This is a genomic window from Pseudomonas sp. AL10 (genome assembly GCF_029960685.1).
Taxonomy (GTDB): domain Bacteria; phylum Pseudomonadota; class Gammaproteobacteria; order Pseudomonadales; family Pseudomonadaceae; genus Aquipseudomonas; species Aquipseudomonas lactis.
The window spans coordinates 1-17,894 of the sequence record NZ_JASBQZ010000066.1; the positions used below are offsets into that span (position 1 = coordinate 1).

The window sequence follows — 17,894 nt, forward strand, 5'->3', positions numbered from 1 at the left end:
TCGGCCAGCGTGGTTTAACGGGGCGCCTGAGATCAAAAGCAGATCAAGAGCAAGAGCAAGAGCGGCTCGCTTCGTATCGTGGATACCCATGCTTTCGCATGGTCTTCACACAACCCCATCAATCAAAATATGCGGCTGCCCCCGGCTGCAGCGCTCGATGCGTGCCTGCACCTGGTAAACCTCGCGCAGCATCGCTTCGTTGATCACCGCCTGGCTCGGCCCGCAGCCCTGGGCTGTGCCGTCGGCGATGACCAGCACCTGGTCGGCAAAGCGCAGTGCCTGGTTCAGGTCATGCAATGCGATAAACACAATCACCTCGCGTTTGCGCGCCAGGGTGCGCATGAAATCCAGTACTTGTACCTGGCGATGCATATCGAGGGCGCTGGTGGGTTCGTCCATCAGCAGTACGTCGGGTTCGCGCACCAGCGTCTGGGCGATGGACACCAGCTGTTGTTGGCCGCCGCTGAGTTCACCGAGGTTGCGAAAGGCCAGGCCGGTGATGCCCAGGGCGCTGAGCATTTCGTCGACCAAGTTCAACTCGTCGTCTTGTACCACCCACCCCGGCGTCAGTTGTTTACGCGCCAGCAGTACCGATTCGTACACCGTCAACCGGGCGCTGGCGTTCAGTCCTTGGGGCATGTAGCTGATGGCTTGTGCACCTTTTTGCGAGCCCTGCAGCAGCACCTCGCCTGGCCCGTCGATCAGCCCGGCCATGCGCTTGAACAGGGTGGATTTACCGGCAGCGTTGGGCCCGACCACCGCCACCACCTGGCCGCCGACAAAGGCTGCGGTGTTCACGTCGCGGATGATGGTGCGCTGGCCGTAGCGGGCGCCGAGGTCTTTCAACTGGAGACTTACCATGAGTTTTTCTTGCCGCCCAGGATCAGGGATATAAAGAACGGCACGCCGATCAGTGACGTAACCACGCCTATTGGGAAAATCGCCCCCGGAATCAGGGTTTTGCTGACCACCGAGCTGGCTGACAGAATCAACGCGCCGGTGAGCAGCGAGGCGGGCAGGAAGAAGCGCTGGTCCTCGCCAATCAACATGCGTGCGATGTGCGGGCCCACCAGGCCGATAAAGCCGATGGTGCCGACAAAGGCGACCGGGAACGAGGCGAGCAGGCTTACCATGATCAACGTTTGAAAGCGCAGGCTGCGCACGTTGATGCCGAAGCTGGCGGCCTTGTCGTCACCCATGCGCAGTGCGGTGAGGGCCCAGGCGCGCTTGGCGAAAATCGGCAGGGTGACCAGGATGATCAGGCAGATCACCCCCAGCTTGGGCCAGGTGGCTTTGGTCAGGCTGCCCATGGTCCAGAACACCACGGCTGCCACGGCTTGTTCGGTGGCGAAAAACTGTACCAGGGCCAGCAGCGCGTTGAAGGTAAAGACCAGGGCAATGCCCAGCAGCACAATGGTTTCGGCCGTCACCCCACGGCGCAGGCTCAGGAAGTGGATCAGCAGCGCCGAGAGCATCGCCATGATGAACGCGTTGACCGGCACCATGTACTGCGCCGCCAGCGGAAACAACGCCACCCCAAACGCTAGGCCCATGGCCGCACCGAAACTGGCGGCGGCAGAAATGCCCAGGGTAAAGGGGCTGGCCAGCGGGTTGTTGAGGATGGTCTGCATCTGCGCCCCGGCCAGGGACAACGCCGCGCCAACGGCGACCGCCATCAGGGCGACGGGCAGGCGGATGTCCCACATCACCACGCGCACTTGCGGCGCGGCACTGTCGGGCGAGAACAGGGCGCCGAGCACTTCGCTGAGGCTGTAGCAGGCCGGGCCCAGGGCCAGGTCGAGCAGCACGCTGCACAACAACAGCAATGCCAGGGCAAGGAGGATCAGGCGTTTGCGTATCACCAGGTTGCGGTAGGTCGGGGCGCTCATGGCTTGAGGCTCACGAAGTAACCCGACTCATAAGGGACGGGCAGGAAGCGTTCGTGCAGTTCTCGAAACGCAGCGTCCGGGTCCAGGTCGGCAAACAGGTCGGGATGAAACCACTTGGCCAGTTGCTGGATCGCCACGAACTGATACGGGCTGTTGTAGAACTGATGCCAGATGGCGTGGAAGGCTTGCGGGCCCTGGGCCTTGATACCGGCATAGGCGGGGCGCTGGGTGTACCACGCCAGCTTGGCTCGGGCCTGGGCCATGTCGGCGCCCGGCCCCACGCCAACCCAATGCCCGCCGGGGGCAAACGCCTCCCAATTGGCGCTGGTGACAACGACCTGGTCGGGGTTGGCCACGATCACCTGTTCGGGATTCAACTGGCCAAAGGTGGTGGGAATAATGCCTTTGGCGATGTTGTCGCCGCCGGCCATCTGCACGAACAGGCCGAAGTTTTCATTGCCAAAACTCAGGCAGCAGTCGTCGGTGTAGCCACCGATACGCTCGATAAACACTGACGGGCGCGCCGGTTGCTGCGCCGCAATCACGTCGGTCACGCGGCGGATCTGCTGGTTGTGAAACGCAATGAAATCCTCGGCCCGTTGCTCTTTGCCGAACAACTGGCCGAACAGGCGCATGGTCGGCTCGGTGTTGGTCATCGGTTGGTTGCGAAAATCCACGTACACCACCGGGATGCCCAAGGCATCGAGCTTCTCGATATAGCGCGCATCCTCGGTGGCATGCTGCGCCTCGATATTGAGGATGATTACGTCAGGGCGTTGGGAGATGGCCTGCTCGATATCAAAGGTGCCGTCTTCAAAGCCGCCGAAGGTGGGGATCTTGGCGATGGCGGGAAACGCGCGCAGGTAGGCGTTGTAGGTGTCCGGGTCGGACTGGATCAGGTCCTTGCGCCAGCCAACGATCCGTTCAATCGGGTTTTGCGTGTCCAGCGCCGCCACCAGGTACAGCTGGCGGCCCTCGCCAAGAATCACCCGCTGCACCGGCAGCTTGACCTTGACCTGGCGCCCAAGCAGATCGGTGACGGTGGTCAGCGCCGCCATGCTCGGCAGGCTAGCCCCCAACAACCCGGTGAACAGCAGCGCCGCTAGAAGGCGGCAACGTCGAACAATGCAGATCATGAATCAAGCCCTTGCAGGTGTCAGAAATCGACCGTGGCCGAGAGGAGGAGGGTGCGCGGCGAGCCTTGGGAAAACGCACCGTAGGAGGCGACGCCTGACCAATACTCGCGGTCGAACAGGTTCTGCACCGTGGCGCGCAGGGTGGTCGGGTGCTCGGCGATACGCGTGCTGTAGCGTGCGCCGATGTCGAAGCGGGTCCACGCATCGAGCTGTTGGGTGTTGGCCTGGTTGACGTACTGGCTGCCGGTGTAGATGGCGCCTGTGGTGAGCGTCAGGCCCTCGACCCATGAGGTGTCCCATTCGGCCCACAGGTTGGCTTGCACGTCGGGCACGCCCACCGGTGTGTTGCCGGTGTTGGCGGCAATCGCGGTTTTGGTCAGTTGGGCATCCAGCAGGGTCACGCCACCGAGCAGGCGCGTGCCGTGGGCGACTTCGCCCAACACATTGAGCTCCAGGCCGCGGTTGCGCTGTTCGCCCTGTACCGAGAAGCGCCCGGCGGCCAACTCGCCGCTGGGCTTGTGGATCTGGAACAGCGCCAGGGTCGACATGAAGGTGCCGTAGTCGACCTTGACCCCGACCTCATGCTGCTTGGACACGTAAGGCGCAAACACCTCGCCGGCGTTGGCGGCGTTGGAAGGCGCCACGTCACCCTTGCTCAACCCTTCAAGGTAGTTGTAGTAGAACGCCACATGCTCCCAGGGCTTGAGCACTGCGCCGAACAGTGGCGTGACCTTGCTGTCGTCGTAGGTGCTGGTGGCCCCGCCGGCGCTGTTGTAGTTGCTGGACTGGATACGCTGCTGGCGCAGGCCGACGGTGACTTGCACGCGTTGGTCGAGCACCGACAACGTATCGGCGATGGCTACGCCGGACAGTTCGCTGGCTGATACTTTCGGCGTGGCGGGCTTGGCGATCGCAGGCTTGGGCCGGTCCACCGGGTGGTAGAGATTGGACAGCACCGGGGCCCCGGAAATAATCCCCCGCGACAGCTCGTCGCGATAACGGCTGGCCTGCACGGTGGCGCTGTGGCTGATCGGCCCGGTTTCGAAGCGCAGCCGCGCACCGGCGTCGACCGTGTAGCGCTGCACATCGAAACGGTAATAACCGGGGATCGAAGACGTGTCGCCGGCAGCGTTGATGAGGGTCGGCGTCTGGTCGGACATCCGCGCTACTGCCGATTTGCCGCCACCGGCATGGGCAAACAGTGTGAGCGCGTCGGTGAGGTCGTATTCGCCGCTCAGCAGCGCGGATTTATCTCGCGTGCGCGACCAGCCCCAGTCCTGGCTGACGTTGGTGCGGCCGTTGGCGGCGGAGGGGACGTCGACGCCGGCAGCAATCAGGAAGGGGCGCGAGGCGGCGTCGAGTTTCTCCTGCTGGGAAATCAGATCAAGGCTGGTGCGCAGGCGTTCGCCCTGGTAGTCCAGGGACAGCGCGCCAATGCCTATATCGCGCGACTGCTGGTCGATCACCGTGTCACCGTTCTGCAGGCTACCGTTGAGGCGTACGCCGAAGTGGCGCTCGTCGCCAAAGCGCCGGCTGATATCGAGGTGGCTGCCGACCTGCGCGTCCTGGGTGTAGCTGGCGGTGTAGCGGGTCAGGTCTTCATCCAGGGAGCGCTTGGGCACCACGTTGATCACGCCGCCTACCGCGCTGTTGGGTGACATGCCGTACAGCAGCGCACCGGGGCCTTTGACCACTTCGATGCGCTCGGCGTAGTCGGTAAACACCCGGTAGTTGGAGGCCACGCCGTACACGCCGTCGAACGCCAGTTCTCCCAGGTTGCCTTCACCCACCGGGAAACCGCGGATGAAGAACGAGTCGACAATCCCGCCCGTCTGCCCGGTGGAGCGCACCGAGGAATCACGCTCCAGCACATTGCCGACCGTGGTTGCCTGCTGGTCCTGGATCAGCGCGGCGGTGTAGGCGCTGACACTGAACGGCGCATCTATCACGTCGGTATTGCCCAGCATGCCCAGGCGCGCGCCGGTGGCTGCCTGGCCGCCGGCATACAGCGGCGGCAGGTCGCTGGCGCGTGGCTCGGGGGCGCTGACGGTGATGTCCGAAAGCGTGACTTGACCCGGCACCAGGGTGTAGCTGCCGTCGCTGCGCTGCACCATGTCCAGGCCACTGCCGGCCAACAGCCGCGTGACCGCTTCCTGGGGCGAGTAACGGCCGGATAAGCCTGGGCTGGTCAGGCCCTCGGTGAGTGCCGGGAGAAATGACAGGGCAATACCGGCGTCCACGGCAAAGCTCGACAACGTGGCGCCGAGCGGGCCGGGGTCGATGTGGTAGGTGCGCACCGTCACGCTGTCCCATTGCGCCGGCACGTCCGCCAGGGCGGCACCGGCCAGGGCCAGGCTGAGCAGCGCGCTGCGAATCACAAGCATGGAGGGCAGCCCTATGGACGAAAGGGAAAAGGGGTATGAGTGTTTGCCAGCCGAGCGCGAAAAAAGTATCACCCGCGGCGCGTTTTATTTTGGCGCCGCCTCAAGCCGGCGACAGGCTGACCCAATAACCGTTCAAATGGCCGCTGGCGCGCACCGGGTAGGTCTGCACCAGCATGTTCAAGGTGCGCTGGGTATCGGCGATGGGGAAGGCCCCGGAAATACGTAGGTTTGCAATGGCCGGGTCGTAGCGCACGAAGCCACGCCGATAGCGGGTCAGTTCCGCGACAAAGTCTGCCAGGCGCATGTTGTCGGCCATCAGCATGCCTTGGGTCCAGGCGCTGATATTGCGGTCGGCGGGGGTGAGCGCGCCGAACTGTTGCGCGGAAAAATCCGTGCGTTGCCCGGCGCTGACGATCAGTGGCGCGCTCTGGCTATTGTCGGCCAGCTTCACTTTGACCGCGCCCTCAAGCACCGCCAGATGCGTGCGTGCGCCCAGTTCGCGTACGGTAAAACGCGTGCCCAGGGCGTGCATATGGCCCTGGCGGGTGCTGACCAGGAACGGGCGGGATGCATCCTGTGCGGTCTGCACCAGTATTTCACCTTCGCGCAGGCTCACCAGGCGTTGCTGGGTGTCGAACCGCACGTCGATGGCGGTCTCGGTGTTGAGGGTCAGGCGCGAGCCGTCGGCCAGGGTCAGTTCGCGACGTTCGCCGATGCGGGTGCGGTAGTCGGCGCTCCATTGCTGGGACTGCGCCAGCTTCCAGCTGCCCCAGCCCACCGGCATTACCGCCAGCAACAAGGCCAGTTTGCCCAGGGCTTCGCGGCGTTGGGGGTTGCTCGGGCGGTCCAGCGCCGACATCGCCAGGGACGGCGGCAGGCCACCGAGCTTGCTTTGCAGCAATTGCGCGCGCGCCCAAGCCCGGCCACGCTCAGGGCTGCTGACCTTCCAGCGCTCCCACTCGGCGCGTTCGCTGGCGCTCAATTCGTTCTCGCTCAGGCGCATCAGCCATTCGGCGGCCTCTTCAAGGGCGTCGGTGGGCAGCGGCGGTTCCTTGCCCAGGCTGAGCACTTATTCCACCCGCATCAGGCACTGGACGAGTGCCTGTTTCATGTAGCGCTTGACGGTAATCAGCGACACGCCCAATTGCTCGGCGATGTCCTGGTATTTGAGGCCGTTGAGCTGCGACAGCAGGAACGCACGCTTGACCAGCGGCGGCAGCGCGTCAAGCATTGCGTCGATTTCGTGCAGGGTCTCCAGCACCAGAAAGTGCGCTTCCGGCGACGGCACCTCGTGGGCCGGCACGCTGGCGAGCGCTTCCAGATAGGCACGTTCCAGGGCCTTGCGCTGGTACCAGTTGACCAGGATGCCCTTGGCCACGCAGCTCAGGTAGGCGCGTGGCTGGTCAATCACCGTGACCTGCGAGGCCAGGATGCGGGTGAAGGTGTCCTGGGCCAGGTCCGCCGCATCCATGGCATTGCCGAGTTTGCGTTTGAGCGTGGCGTACAGCCAGCCGTGATGGCCGCTGTACAGCGCCTCGATTGCGCGCAGGTGAGGGGTGTTATCGGCGGGAAGGCTTTCGCTCATGGCGCGCAACCGTGCAATTGAGAAGTATTCCCAATGCTAAGTGCAAACCCGTCGGTTGCGCAACGCGAGAATCGCAATCAGCGCCATGGCATAGGCCACACACACAAACAGGTAGGTGTACGCCAAGCCATAGACCTGGCTGAGCAAGCCGCCGGCGCAGATACCCACGATCGAGGCAAATTGCGCCGTGCCCTGGGCGATCCCCAGCACATGGCCTTGCTGCGTGCTGTCGGCGGTCCTTGAAACCAGCGCCATCAGTACCGGCGTGGTCGCGCCCAGCAATACGCCCCAGACAAAATAGGCGAGCACAAACACCAGCGGGTTGCGGGTGAGGCCGGCGAGGGCGGTCAGCGCGATGCAGCCGGCCACCACCCAGGTGAGGCGGCGCAAGCTGTCTGCCTGGCTGCGACCTTCGAAGTGGCGCGCCCAGGCGGTGGCCGACAGGATAAAACCCAGGGCCAGCAAGCCGTAGCACAGGCCGACCAGGGCATTGCTGACGGCGAACGTCGTACTCACATACAGCGCGAACGAGGTCTGCGGCAGCATCCGCGCCAGCAGCAGAATGCCCATCACCGTCAACAGCGGCAGCAGGGCCGAGGCCTGCCAGGTGCCGCCCGTTGAGGGGGCTGTGGTTTTCTTCACCGGTGGCACGTTCGGCAAGGTCAGCGCTGCAATCACCGTGCACACCGCACAGAGCGCCGCGGCGCTGAGGTTGATCCAGAAGAACGTCGCATGGTCGAGGATCAAGCCGCCGACCACGGCGCCGAGCAGCGAGCCGACGTTGGTGGAAATCTGCAGCAGTGCGAACAGCCGTGCACGCCGTGACGGCACCTCGATACTCACGCCATACGCCTGGGCCGGGGCGATGTAGCCGGCACAGGCGCCTTGCAGAAAACGCAGCACCAGAATAGTCCAGAGGTCGCTGAACAAGGCCAGCCCCAGTTGCGTCAGGGTCAGGCCTGCCAGTGCGCGAATCATCATCAGCTTGTGGCCGTAGCGATCGCCGATGCGGCCCCAGAACGCGCTGGTCAACAGAATGCCGAGCATCGGCCCCACGTACACGGCGACGCTGGCGAAGCTGAACAGCGTGTCGGAGTCGGTCAGTTGGCGTAAATGCACCGGCCAGAACGGCCCGCTCATTTCCATGGCGCCCATGGACACAAGCTGGATCGTGAACAGCAGGGCAATCAGGACGCGGGTGGGTGGCATGGAGCAGTCTCGCTATACAAAAAAAGTCGCGGCTGGGGTGATACTTTTTCACGCGTCGACTGGCATCAAGCGTAATTCTCACTTCACTTGATCAAAGGGCCCTGACGTCATGCCTGTTGCCAGCCGGTTAACCCTCGCTATTCGTACCGCCCTGTTGCTGGCTGCTGCCAGTGGCAACGCCTGGGCCGCCACCGCCGAGTCAACCGACGACAGCGCGCAGAGCCTGACCCTTGACGCGACGAACGTCAACGCCCGCTATCTGGGCCCCACCGACCTGCCCGAGGTGCTCGCTGGCGGCCAGGTGGCCCGTGGCGCGCGCCTGGGCATGCTGGGCAACAAGGACGTGATGGACACGCCGTTCAGCGTGACCAGCTACACTGCCAAGACCCTCGCCGACCTGCAGACGGTGACCGTGGCCGATGCCCTGGAGCGCGACCCCTCGGTGCGTTCTACCGGGCAGACTGGCGGTATTGTCGACTCGTTTTTCGTGCGGGGTTTTGCGATTGGCGAGGGCAACCTGGGCGAGTTGGCCTATGACGGCGTGTATGGCGTGGCCCCCAACTACCGCGCATTCACCGAGTACGCCGAGCGCGTCGAAGTGCTCAAGGGGCCGGGGGCGCTGATGTACGGCATCTCGCCCAACAGCGGCGTGGGCGGTGTGATCAATATCGTGCCCAAGCGCCCGCTGGACCAGGACCTGACGCGCTTTACCGGCAGTTATGCCTCCGACACCCAAGTCGGCGGTCACCTGGATATCAGCCGCCGTTTCGGTGAGGAAAACCAGTTTGGTGTGCGCTTCAACGGCAGCCTGCAAGGGGGCGACACCGCCGTGGACGATCAGCATCGCGACGTGGGGGTGGGCGCCATTGCCCTGGATTATCGCGGCGAGCGCCTGCGCCTGAACCTGGACTACATCAGCCAGAAAGAAAGTTTTGAAGGCGCCTCGCGCCCGTTCACCCTGGCGCCGGGCGTGCAGGTGCCTTCGGCCCCGAATGGCCGCACCAGCCTGCCGCAGAAGTGGGGCTGGTCGGACACCAAGGAGCAATCGGCCTTGCTCGGCGGTGAATATGACCTCAGCGATTCGCTCACCGTGTTCGCCCATGCCGGCGGCGGGCGGTCGGATGTCAAGCGCCTGTCGGACCAGGTGCCGCGCATCCTCAATGATGCTGGCGACACCAGTAATATTCCGGGTTACTACAAGTTCAACGTCGACCGTTCCACCGCCGATGTGGGCCTGCGTGCGCAGTTCGCCACCGGCCCGATCACCCACACCACCACGCTGATGGCGACCCGTTACCAGGATGAGCTGTCTCGCGGCATCAACAACGGCACCGAAATCCGCTCCAACATCTACCACCCGGTGGACACGCCCAAGCAAAACCTGCGGGCGCCGAAAGTGCTGCGCATCTCCGAATCGGAGCTGTCCGGCGTGGCGCTCACCGACACCCTGGGCTTTCTCGATGAGCGCATCCAGTTGACCCTGGGCGTGCGGCGCCAAGACATCGAGTCGCGTAACTACAACGCCGCAGGCGCGGTGAGTTCGCGCTACAAGGACGCTGCGACCACGCCTTTGGTGGGCGTGGTGGTCAAGCCCTGGGATGACGTGTCGCTCTACTACAACTATGTCGAGGGGTTGAGCAAAGGCGATATCGCGCCGGGTACGGCCAGCAATGCCGGTGAAACCTTCGCGCCTTATGAATCCAAGCAGCACGAACTGGGCGTGAAGTATGAACACGGCACCCTCATGACCACCCTGGCGTTATTCCAGATCGAGAAGCCCAGCGGCGAATTGGGCGCCAACGGTGTTTACTCCGTGCAGGCCGAGCAGCGCAACCGTGGTGTCGAGCTGAGCGTATACGGCGAAGTGGCGCCTGGCACGCGCTTGATGGGCGGCGTGACCTTCCTCGATGGCGAGCTGACCCAGTCGGCGAGCGCCGCCAACCGAGGCAACAAACCGGTCGGCGTGCCCGATATCCAGGCCAACCTGTGGGCCGAGTACGACACCCCGTGGCTGGAAGGTTTTACCCTCACCGGCGGGGCGATCTACACCGACAGCCAATATGTCAACCAGGCCAACACCCAGGAGCTGGATGCCTGGACGCGCATTGATGCCGGCGTCCGCTACGCGACCAAGATCGAAGGGCGGCCCACCACCTTGCGCGCCACCGTGCAGAACGTATTTGACCGCGAGTACTGGTCGGGCGTCGCGTCTTACGGCGCCTTCTCGCCGGGGTATCCACGTACTTTGCAGCTGTCGGCGACGGTGGACTTTTAACCCTGCCGCCTAGCGGAACCCGCCCGAGAGTTTGTCCTTCAGGTAGTTGACCAACGCACTCACCGACTTGGGTACATGGGGCGAGTAGGGCCGAATCAGGTAGATCTCATCGGCAAACGCGCCTTTGAGTGTCCAGTCCTTCAATACCTGCACCACTTTGCCCGCGTTCAGCGCCGTCTGGGCGCTGAAGTCCGGGAGCAGGGCGATGCCCAGATGGTTGAGTGCCGCGTCGCGCAAGGCTTCGCTGTTATTGGTGGCGAAGCTGCCGGCGATGGGCACGGTGAGGCGCTCGACGGGGTGGCTGCCGCGCTCGAAGGTCCAGGCGGGCTGGTCGGTGCCGCGTGGGTAAAACAGGCAGTTGTGGGCCGACAGCTCGCCTGGCTCGCGGGGTTTGCCGTGGCGTTGCAGGTAATCATGGGTGGCGACCAGCACTGAGGTGGTGTCGCACAGCTTCCACGCCACGTGGGTTTCGGGCACCTGGAAGCCGTGGCGCACCGCCAGGTCGTAACCCTCGGCGGCCAATGAGCTCAAGGCATCGGAGACGTCCAGTTGGATACGCACCTGGGGGTACTGCTGCAAAAAACCGGACAGGTGCGGCACCAGTTGTTGCCGGGCGAAGGCCACGGGGGCGGTCAGGCGCACCAGCCCGCGTATTTCCCCGACCGAGTCGCGCACCGAGGAAAAACTGCGGGCGATCTGCGCGTAGGCGCTGCGTACTTCGCGGGTCAACGACAGCCCCGCATCGGTCAGCCGCACGCTGCGGGTGGTGCGCGTCACCAGCCGCGTGCCGGTGGCCTTTTCCAGGTCGGAAATGCGCTGGCTCACCGCCGATTTACTCACCCCCAGGCGCGCGGCGGCAGCGGTGTAGGTGCCTTGTTCCTCCAGCACCGACAGCCAGTGAATGTGGGTCCACAAACCTTCGATCTCAGCCTTTTCCATGGGTGTATTGTTCGCATATAAGGACAATAAGTTCTGGATTCTGCTCTGGTTCGGAACAAAGTGAAAGCCTATCGTGTGCACCAACGCCACCCACCTGGATCGACTGCCATGACTGCAACCATCGAGCACTACATCAACGACCAGCGCGTCAGCCGCGATGACCGTTATCAGGACGTCTACAACCCGGCCACCGGTGAAGTCACCGCCCGTGTGGCCCTGGCCAGCCGCCAGACCGTGGCCGAAGCCGTCGCCGCCGCCCAGGCCGCGTTTGCCGGCTGGGCCGACACCCCGCCGATCCGCCGCGCCCGCGTGTTGTTCCAATACCTGCACCTGCTGCGCGAACGCAAGGACGACCTGGCGCGCATCATCGTCGCCGAGCACGGCAAGGTGTTCACCGATGCCCAGGGCGAAGTCGACCGTGGCATCGACATTCTCGAATTTGCCTGCGGCATTCCCAACCTGCTCAAGGGCGAACACTCCGACCAGGTCTCCCGTGGCATGGACAACTGGACGATGCGCCAGCCGCTGGGTGTGGTCGCCGGCGTGACGCCGTTCAACTTCCCGGTGATGGTACCGATGTGGATGTACCCCATCGCCATTGCGGCGGGTAACACCTTTATCCTCAAGCCCAGCCCGACTGACCCAAGCGCTTCGCTGTTCATGGCCGAGCTGCTGCATGAAGCCGGCCTGCCCAAGGGCGTGTTCAATGTGGTGCAGGGTGATAAAGAGTCGGTGGACGCGCTGATCGAACACCCGGACGTCAAAGCCGTGAGCTTCGTCGGCTCCACGCCAATTGCCCAATACATCTACGAGAGCGGCGCCCGCAACGGCAAGCGCGTGCAGGGCCTGGGCGGGGCGAAAAACCATATGGTGGTGATGCCCGACGCCGATATCGAACGCACCGTTGACGCGCTGATGGGCGCCGCCTACGGCAGTGCCGGCGAGCGCTGCATGGCGATCTCGGTGGCGGTGCTGGTGGGTGATGTGGGTGACAAGGTCATTGCTGCCTTGACCGAGCGCGCCAAGACGTTGCGCATCACCGATGGTCGCGATTTGAAAGCCGAGATGGGCCCGATCGTGTCGCGGGCTGCGCTGGAACGCATCAGTGGCTACATCGAGCAGGGCGTACAAGCCGGCGCGCAGTTGCTGCTCGATGGCCGTGACTACGTGCCCACCGAACCCGGCCTGGAAAACGGCTTCTGGTTGGGCGCGACCTTGTTCGACCACGTGACCCGGGACATGAGCATCTACCGCGAAGAAATCTTCGGCCCGGTGCTGGCCTGTGTACGGGTCAACGATTTTGCCGAGGCGGTGAAGCTGGTCAACGATCACGAGTTCGGTAACGGCGTCAGCTGCTTCACCCGCGATGGCAACATAGCTCGTGAGTTTGCGCGGCGCATCGAAGTGGGCATGGTCGGTATCAACGTGCCGATTCCGGTGCCGATGGCCTGGCACGGTTTTGGTGGTTGGAAGAAGAGTCTGTTCGGGGACATGCACGCCTACGGCACCGAGGGCGTGCGCTTCTACACCAAGCAGAAGTCGATCATGCAACGCTGGTCGGAGAGCATCGAGCAGGGCGCGGAGTTTGCAATGCCGGTGTCCAAGTAAGGTTTAAGCTGTGCTGCTGGATCTGATGTGGGAAGGCTCAAGCCCTCCCACATTTTTTTTGCCTGTTGACGGTTAAACACATAAAAGTCCAGTATGGAATTATAAGTACAAAATAGCCGCTGCACGTTTTTCTTCACTCTTGCCAAACCAACAACAACCTGCGAGAACCCCCTCATGAAGAAACGCCACCTCCTTCCCGCCTTGGCCTTGAGCCTGTTCGCCTCCAGCCACCTGCTGGCCGCCGAGAAAACCCTGCGTATTGGCATTGAGGCCGCTTACCCACCGTTCGCCTCCAAGACCGGCGACGGCAAGATCGTGGGTTTCGACTACGACATTGGAAACGCCCTGTGTGCGCAAATGAAGGTCAAGTGCGTGTGGATCGAAGGGGAGTTCGACGGGCTGATTCCGTCCCTCAAGGTCAAGAAGATCGACATGGCGTTGTCGTCCATGACCATCAACGAAGACCGCAAGAAGTCGGTGGATTTCACCCACAAGTACTACTTCACCTCCTCGCGTCTGGTGATGAAGGACGGCGCCGTGGTGGATGACCAGTACGCCAGCCTCAAGGGCAAGAACGTCGGCGTACAGCGCGCGACCACCACCGACCGCTATGCCACCGAGGTGTTCGAGCCCAAGGGCATCAACGTCAAGCGCTACAGCAATAACGAAGAAATCTACATGGACCTGGCAGCGGGGCGCCTGGATGCGATCTTTGCCGACACCATCCCCCTGAGCGACTTTCTGTCGATGCCGCGCGGGCAGGGTTATGCCTTTGTCGGCCCGGAGCTCAAGGACCCGAAATATGTGGGCGAGGGCGCCGGTATTGCGGTGCGCAAGGGCAATGGCGAATTGGTCAGCGAACTGAACGCGGCCATCGACGGCATTCGCGCCAGCGGCGAATACCAGAAGATTTCACAGCAGTACTTCAAGGCCGATATCTACGGCGACTGACCCAAGGAAATACGCGGTCAATGTGGGAGCTGTCGAGCTTTAGCGAGGCTGCGAAAGCGGTGGGTCAGGCGATGAAAATGTTGACCTTGCCGGCCCCTTCGCAGTCTCGCTGGGGCTCGACAGCTCCCACAGGGGATTAGCGTTGTCGTCAGAAGGGGCTCAACCCTTGAGTTCCTTCAAATGCTTGTAGACCGTCGCCCGCCCCATGCCCAGCACATTGGCCACATAGTTGGAGGCGCTCTTGCCCTTGAATGCCCCCTCGGCGTGCAGCGCCAGCACCAGTTCGCGTTTGTGGTCGCGGGTCAACAGGTTCAGGCTCAACTGACGCTCGCGCAGCCAGGCATGCAGGAAGGTGTTGATGCGCTCCTGCCAGTCATCACGAAACAGCGCGTCTGGCTGTGCGATCAGCTTGCTTGGCGACAGGAACAAATCCAGCGCCGCCTTGGCCGTTTCGAACATTGAAATATTCAGGTTGATGCACAGCACCGCCAGCCGGCGGCCTTTGTGGTCGTGCAGCACGGTGCTCAGGCTGCGGATTTTCTGGCCGTCCCAATTGAGCTTTTCATAAGGGCCGATATTCACCTCGCTGACGTCACCGTCGAGCATGTCCTCCAGGGACGAGTCGTCACCCAGGCTGCGTTTGGACAGGTTATTGGCGATGTAATCCACGGTTTGCGTGCGCAGGTCATGCAACACCACTTCTGCATGGGGAAAGAACAGCGTGGCGATTGCATCGGCAATCGCGCGGAAGTTCTGCATGACCTTGTCTTGTTCAGCGGTGTTCATCAATGGGGCTCCAGGCGGACCGGGGAGAGCATACCAGCGTCCAGGCCGAACCGGGTCAGTGCCTCCGGCAGCGGTTCGCCGCGCACCAGGGCGGCGCTTGCCTGGCCCATGGCCGGTGAGGTCTGGATACCATAGCCGCCTTGCGCTGCCACCCAGAACAGCCCCGGTACTTGCGGGTCAAAGCCCGACAGCAAATCACCGTCCTGCACAAAACTGCGCAGCCCGGCCCAGGTGCGCGTGGGGCGGCGGATGGTCAGGGTGGTGGCTTCCTCGATCTGGTAGATGCCCATGGCGATATCCAGTTCTTCGGGTTGCACGTCCTGGGGTTCTACTGGGTCGGCGTTGGCCGGTGAGCCGAGGAACATGCCGGCATCCGGTTTCATGTAGAACGCTTCGTCGAGGGCCACCAGCATCGGCCAGTCGTGGCTGTCCACGCCCTCGGGGCCGGCGAAGACAAAGGCCGAGCGGCGCTTGGGCTGCAAGCCGATGGACGCCGCGCCCGTCAGCCCGCCGATATGGTCGGCCCAGGCTCCGGCGGCGTTGATGATGACCGGCGCAGCGTAGATCGCATCCTGGGTGCGCACCTGCCACAGGCCGTCGGCGTCGCGGCTCAAGCCCAGCACATGGCTGTCGGTGCGCACGTCGCCCTGGTTGCGGCGGATACCGCGCAGGTAGCCTTGATGCAGGGCGTCGGTGTCGATGTCACAGGCGGTGGGGTCGTAGATTGCCCCGTGGACTTTTTCACGGCGCAGGATCGGCAGGCGTGCACAGGCTTCATCGACCGTCAGGCGCTGCACCTGCGCCACGGTGGCCTTGGCGCTCAGGTACTGGCTGTCGAGTTCGGCCGGGTCACCGTTGAAATCAACGGTCATTTCGCCCCGGGGCGTCAGCAGGGGATGTTCGCAGAAGCCTGCGGGTGGCTGGTCGAAAAAGGCCCGGCTGGCCAAGGTCAGCGCGCGTACCTGCGGGGTGCCGTACGCGGCGGTGTAGAGCGCTGCCGAACGCCCGGTGGAGTGATAGGCCGGGTGGTTTTCACGCTCCAGCACCAGCACCTTGCCGTGCTGCGACAACCAGAACCCGGTGGACGCGCCGGCGATGCCGCCGCCGATAATGATGAAGTCTGCCTGGCTCATGGATATCTCCTGAAATAAGCCTTGTAGGAGCGAGCTTGCTCGCGAAAAACGTTAACGATAACGCGCCCATCCTGTGTAAACGCAGTAGCTGTGAGGTCTTCGCGAGCAAGCTCGCTCCTACAGTCGGTACAGGGCATTGGCCAGGGCGATGTCTTCCAGGCCCAGGCCGATGGAGCGGAAAAACACGTGACGATCGTAGTCCGGGCGCTGGGCCATGTCGCTGAACAACTCGGGCAGGTCGCCAATAATCGTGCGTTTGTCCCAGCCGTGCTGTTCGCTGGCGATCAGCATCTCACCGGCCGAATCCGGGGTGGTCTGGCGATAGTCGCAGAACACGTGCATCTGGTTAAGGCAGTGCGGCGGCACTTCATGGGCACGCGGTGCGTTGGTGCTGATGGAGGTGATCAACGCGGGTTTGCTCAAGCGTGACGGGTCGATGACCGGGCCAGCGGACGAGGTGCACAGCAGGATCACATCCGCGTCTTCAAGGGCGGCCTCGCAGGTGGCGGCGAGGGTCAGGCGCGGGTCCAGGCAGGCCAACTGCGCGCGTGTTTCGGCGCTGGCGCTGTCCAGGCTTGGCGAGTACAGGCGGATTTGCTGCCAGTCGCGCAGGTTCTGCACATAACGCAGGTGCGCTTGGGCGACCTTGCCGCTGCCGATAATCGCCAGACGTTGCGCCGCCGCCGGGGCCAGCGCATCCACCGCCAACGCCGTGGCGGCGGCGGTGCGTGCGGTTGTCAGTTCAGCGGCATCGCACAGCAGCAACGGCTGGCCGCTGTGCATCGACATCAACAGGGTCCAGGCCGTCACCAGGGGGCCTTGTTCACGCACGATATAAGGCGAAGTCTTGACCCCGTACACCCCGTCTTCGGCCAGTACGCCCAGGTAGTTGATGAAATCCCCGGCGCCTTGGGGAAACTCCACCCACTGTTGCGCCGGCTGCACGGCTTGCCCGGCGGCGAGGTCGCGAAACAGTTTGCGCAGAACCAAAGGCACGTCGACTTGAGCCAGCAAGGTGCGGGCCTGGGCCTGGTCGATAACGAGGGGCGTCGTGGACATGGGGTTCTCCGGGTAAACTAATTTGTCCATTATGGACTTTTAGTTTTTATCCGCAATAACCCGAGGGAAAAATGAGATCAATGTGGGAGCCATGAAGATCAGATGTGGGAGCTGGCTTGCCTGCGATGGCGTTAGTACAGCAGCAAATGCAATGACTGACACACCGCCTTCGCAGGCAAGCCCGCTCCCACAGTTTTAACCGCGTTTAGGCAGTGGCCTTGGTGCCGGTCAGGCACTCGATGGAGCGATCTACGGTGGTTTTTGCAATTTCCAGCAAATGCCACACCGCCAGGATCTTCGCCCGTTCAGGGCTTTGCAGCAGCTCGCCGCAATCCAGCGCCGTGGCAGAGGCACTGTCGAGCAGGCTGGCGGTGTAGAGCAGGGCGTCTTCGAAACTCAGGTCTTCGTTGACGCAGTGGAAGCCCTGGGTAGGCAGGTAATGGTCGATGGCGCGGTTGAAAGCGGCGCGGTCTTTTGCGGGATCGATGGGTGGATCAGGTAGTACTTTATTCATGGTGTAGTTCCTGTCTGATATCAAGGAGCTGACACTTTTCGCGACTAAACGAAGGTGGCGGCTGTACGCAGGTTAGTCGACCGGACAGAACAGGAACCCGGCGCGCCCGAAGGCGCCCTGCGCACAGCCACCATAAAGCTTCATGGGAGCATGCGCCTGTTCTTAAACCGGGCGACTAAACCCGATCACTGATTTGGCAGTGACGGACCGCAGACTAGCCACCGATTCCAGCAGGCACAAGGCGGCAAGGATTGTCTAGGAAACGTCCTGCAATTTAAAGGGACACGCCTTGCTGGCCCTTTACAAACCATGACCAAATGCCACTAACCCAAGCGCGCAATACGACCAATGTGGCTTGCCTGCGACCGCCGGTAACCACGATGCGAAGCGAGCCGCTCTTGCTCTTGATCTGCTTTTGATCTTGAT

The 17,894-nt window shown here is 63.0% G+C and carries 15 protein-coding genes; 3 read left to right on the top strand and 12 right to left on the bottom strand.

The features are described from left to right. Nucleotides 1–105: 105 nt before the first annotated feature. The 7 genes from QK296_RS27880 to QK296_RS27910 all read right to left on the bottom strand — a co-directional run bounded on the left by QK296_RS27880 (nucleotide 106) and on the right by QK296_RS27910 (nucleotide 8,203). The gene (locus tag QK296_RS27880; protein WP_003190500.1) at nucleotides 106–861 is read right to left on the bottom strand and encodes an ABC transporter ATP-binding protein; all 756 of its coding nucleotides are present in this window, start codon (nucleotides 859–861) and stop codon (nucleotides 106–108) included. After that, nucleotides 855–1,889 (bottom strand): iron ABC transporter permease, encoded by a 1,035-nt coding sequence (locus QK296_RS27885; RefSeq protein ID WP_282392151.1) that lies wholly within the window; start codon nucleotides 1,887–1,889, stop codon nucleotides 855–857. Before QK296_RS27885 ends, QK296_RS27880 begins: the two co-directional genes overlap by 7 nt. Beyond that, nucleotides 1,886–3,025 carry an ABC transporter substrate-binding protein gene (locus QK296_RS27890; RefSeq protein ID WP_003190503.1) on the bottom strand — a complete coding sequence of 380 codons (1,140 nt, stop codon included), beginning with the start codon at nucleotides 3,023–3,025 and terminating at the stop codon, nucleotides 1,886–1,888. Before QK296_RS27890 ends, QK296_RS27885 begins: the two co-directional genes overlap by 4 nt. 20 nt (nucleotides 3,026–3,045) lie before the next feature. Then, a complete protein-coding gene (locus QK296_RS27895) occupies nucleotides 3,046–5,409 on the bottom strand; it encodes a TonB-dependent receptor (RefSeq protein ID WP_282392153.1) in 2,364 nt (787 codons plus the stop codon). Between the two features lie 100 nt (nucleotides 5,410–5,509). Next, the gene (locus tag QK296_RS27900) at nucleotides 5,510–6,478 is read right to left on the bottom strand and encodes a FecR domain-containing protein (RefSeq protein WP_003190508.1); all 969 of its coding nucleotides are present in this window, start codon (nucleotides 6,476–6,478) and stop codon (nucleotides 5,510–5,512) included. Next, complete coding sequence (locus tag QK296_RS27905) at nucleotides 6,479–6,994, bottom strand: sigma-70 family RNA polymerase sigma factor (RefSeq protein ID WP_003190510.1); 516 nt, start codon at nucleotides 6,992–6,994, stop codon at nucleotides 6,479–6,481. A gap of 36 nt (nucleotides 6,995–7,030) precedes the next feature. After that, nucleotides 7,031–8,203, bottom strand: coding sequence for an MFS transporter (locus QK296_RS27910; protein WP_003190511.1), 1,173 nt, complete (start codon nucleotides 8,201–8,203; stop codon nucleotides 7,031–7,033). Between the two features lie 109 nt (nucleotides 8,204–8,312). On the opposite strand from QK296_RS27910, the gene QK296_RS27915 reads away from it, so the two are divergent. Continuing rightward, nucleotides 8,313–10,478, top strand: coding sequence for a TonB-dependent siderophore receptor (locus QK296_RS27915; protein ID WP_003190512.1), 2,166 nt, complete (start codon nucleotides 8,313–8,315; stop codon nucleotides 10,476–10,478). 9 nt (nucleotides 10,479–10,487) lie between these two features. Here the strand turns inward: QK296_RS27915 and QK296_RS27920 are convergent, their stop codons facing one another. Then, the gene (locus QK296_RS27920) at nucleotides 10,488–11,417 is read right to left on the bottom strand and encodes a LysR family transcriptional regulator (RefSeq protein WP_282392156.1); all 930 of its coding nucleotides are present in this window, start codon (nucleotides 11,415–11,417) and stop codon (nucleotides 10,488–10,490) included. Between the two features lie 108 nt (nucleotides 11,418–11,525). Between QK296_RS27920 and QK296_RS27925 the strand changes: the two genes are divergently transcribed. Then, on the top strand, nucleotides 11,526–13,025 hold the full coding sequence (locus QK296_RS27925) for a CoA-acylating methylmalonate-semialdehyde dehydrogenase (protein ID WP_169912149.1): 1,500 nt from the start codon (nucleotides 11,526–11,528) through the stop codon (nucleotides 13,023–13,025). Between the two features lie 174 nt (nucleotides 13,026–13,199). Beyond that, a complete protein-coding gene (locus QK296_RS27930) occupies nucleotides 13,200–13,976 on the top strand; it encodes an ABC transporter substrate-binding protein (RefSeq protein ID WP_014718054.1) in 777 nt (258 codons plus the stop codon). 159 nt (nucleotides 13,977–14,135) lie between these two features. On the opposite strand, the gene QK296_RS27935 is transcribed toward QK296_RS27930, so the two are convergent. The 4 genes from QK296_RS27935 to QK296_RS27950 form a co-directional block, all read right to left on the bottom strand. After that, complete coding sequence (locus QK296_RS27935; RefSeq protein ID WP_003190517.1) at nucleotides 14,136–14,762, bottom strand: PAS domain-containing protein; 627 nt, start codon at nucleotides 14,760–14,762, stop codon at nucleotides 14,136–14,138. Further along, nucleotides 14,762–15,895 (bottom strand): FAD-binding oxidoreductase, encoded by a 1,134-nt coding sequence (locus QK296_RS27940; protein WP_282392163.1) that lies wholly within the window; start codon nucleotides 15,893–15,895, stop codon nucleotides 14,762–14,764. The genes QK296_RS27935 and QK296_RS27940 overlap by 1 nt, the downstream gene beginning before the upstream one ends. Before the next feature lie 117 nt (nucleotides 15,896–16,012). After that, nucleotides 16,013–16,954, bottom strand: a complete 942-nt coding sequence (locus QK296_RS27945) for an ornithine cyclodeaminase family protein (RefSeq protein ID WP_282392164.1) — start codon at nucleotides 16,952–16,954, stop codon at nucleotides 16,013–16,015. 205 nt (nucleotides 16,955–17,159) lie between these two features. Continuing rightward, nucleotides 17,160–17,468 carry a hypothetical protein gene (locus QK296_RS27950; protein WP_003190524.1) on the bottom strand — a complete coding sequence of 103 codons (309 nt, stop codon included), beginning with the start codon at nucleotides 17,466–17,468 and terminating at the stop codon, nucleotides 17,160–17,162. Nucleotides 17,469–17,894: the final 426 nt, after the last annotated feature.

Bases quoted from the DNA above. Each gene is read 5' to 3' on its own strand.
- QK296_RS27880 (WP_003190500.1), bottom strand. From the start codon at position 861: ATGGTAAGTCTCCAGTTGAAAGACCTCGGCGCCCGCTACGGCCAGCGC.
- QK296_RS27885 (WP_282392151.1), bottom strand. From the start codon at position 1,889: ATGAGCGCCCCGACCTACCGCAACCTGGTGATACGCAAACGCCTGATC.
- QK296_RS27890 (WP_003190503.1), bottom strand. From the start codon at position 3,025: ATGATCTGCATTGTTCGACGTTGCCGCCTTCTAGCGGCGCTGCTGTTC.
- QK296_RS27895 (WP_282392153.1), bottom strand. From the start codon at position 5,409: ATGCTTGTGATTCGCAGCGCGCTGCTCAGCCTGGCCCTGGCCGGTGCC.
- QK296_RS27905 (WP_003190510.1), bottom strand. From the start codon at position 6,994: ATGAGCGAAAGCCTTCCCGCCGATAACACCCCTCACCTGCGCGCAATC.
- QK296_RS27910 (WP_003190511.1), bottom strand. From the start codon at position 8,203: ATGCCACCCACCCGCGTCCTGATTGCCCTGCTGTTCACGATCCAGCTT.
- QK296_RS27915 (WP_003190512.1), top strand. From the start codon at position 8,313: ATGCCTGTTGCCAGCCGGTTAACCCTCGCTATTCGTACCGCCCTGTTG.
- QK296_RS27920 (WP_282392156.1), bottom strand. From the start codon at position 11,417: ATGGAAAAGGCTGAGATCGAAGGTTTGTGGACCCACATTCACTGGCTG.
- QK296_RS27925 (WP_169912149.1), top strand. From the start codon at position 11,526: ATGACTGCAACCATCGAGCACTACATCAACGACCAGCGCGTCAGCCGC.
- QK296_RS27930 (WP_014718054.1), top strand. From the start codon at position 13,200: ATGAAGAAACGCCACCTCCTTCCCGCCTTGGCCTTGAGCCTGTTCGCC.
- QK296_RS27935 (WP_003190517.1), bottom strand. From the start codon at position 14,762: ATGAACACCGCTGAACAAGACAAGGTCATGCAGAACTTCCGCGCGATT.
- QK296_RS27940 (WP_282392163.1), bottom strand. From the start codon at position 15,895: ATGAGCCAGGCAGACTTCATCATTATCGGCGGCGGCATCGCCGGCGCG.
- QK296_RS27945 (WP_282392164.1), bottom strand. From the start codon at position 16,954: ATGTCCACGACGCCCCTCGTTATCGACCAGGCCCAGGCCCGCACCTTG.
- QK296_RS27950 (WP_003190524.1), bottom strand. From the start codon at position 17,468: ATGAATAAAGTACTACCTGATCCACCCATCGATCCCGCAAAAGACCGC.